Source organism: Kitasatospora putterlickiae (assembly GCF_039527695.1).
GTDB classification, from domain to species: Bacteria; Actinomycetota; Actinomycetes; order Streptomycetales; family Streptomycetaceae; genus Kitasatospora; species Kitasatospora putterlickiae.
Genome location: NZ_BAAAKJ010000363.1, coordinates 1,782 through 2,631, shown reverse-complemented (window position 1 = coordinate 2,631; position 850 = coordinate 1,782). Strand labels below are relative to the sequence as shown.

Sequence of the window (850 nt, the reverse complement as noted above, 5' to 3'; positions counted from 1 at the left end):
GGCGTGCGTGGGCCGGTACACGTTGGACGAGGGGACGCGGACGGCCGTCGGCCGGTGACCGTCCACACCCGCCCGGACGGCGACCAGCGCGCCGGGTCGACCCGGCACTGCACCGGCTGGCTCGCGCCCGAGGACACCGAGCCCGCTGCCGTCCTGGTCGGCACCCGGCCGCCCGCCGGCGCCGAGCCGCTGTCGGTGGACGGCCTGTACGCGGCCCTGGCCGGCCTCGGCCTGGACTGCGGCCCGGGCCTGCACGGGGTGCGGGCGGCCTGGCGCTCCGGCGCCGAGCTGTACGCCGACCTGGCACTGCCCGAGGAGGCCGGTTCCGCCGGCTTCGGGATCCACCCGGCGCTCTTCGAGGCCGCCCTGCACGTCGGCCAGTCGGCCTTCGCCGACCAGGGTGCGCCGAAGCTGCCGGTCACCTGGTCCGGCGTGCGCCTGTTCGACACCGGCGCCACGCGCGGCCTGGTGCGGGTCGTCCCGGACGGCGACACGCTGCGACTGGACGTCTTCGGCGAGGATGGCAGGCCCGTGCTCTCCGCGGGCCGCGTCGTCCTCGCCGACGCCGACCCGGCGCACCTGGAGGAACTGCGCCGCGGCCAGAGCTCGCTGTACCGGGTCGACTGGGCCCCGGTGGCGCTCGGCTCCGCCGCGCCCGTCCGGCTGGCCGCGCTCGGCTCCGCCGCGCCCGTCCGGCTGGCCGCGCTCGGCCAGGCCGCCCCGGGCGTGCTCGACCGCTACACCGATGTGGCCGGGCTCGCCCTGGCCGTGGACGGCGGGGCCGCCGTGCCGCAGGCCGTGCTGACCGTGCTCGACACCCCCGCCGGGGACGGCGCGGCCGCCGTGGTGG

General features: G+C 79.3%; 1 protein-coding gene. It reads left to right on the top strand.

All coding sequences use genetic code 11. The features are described 5' to 3' along the window. Window positions 1–54: 54 nt before the first annotated feature. A partial coding sequence (locus ABD308_RS32735; protein ID WP_344343157.1) for a polyketide synthase dehydratase domain-containing protein occupies window positions 55–850 on the top strand: 796 nt, incomplete at its 3' end.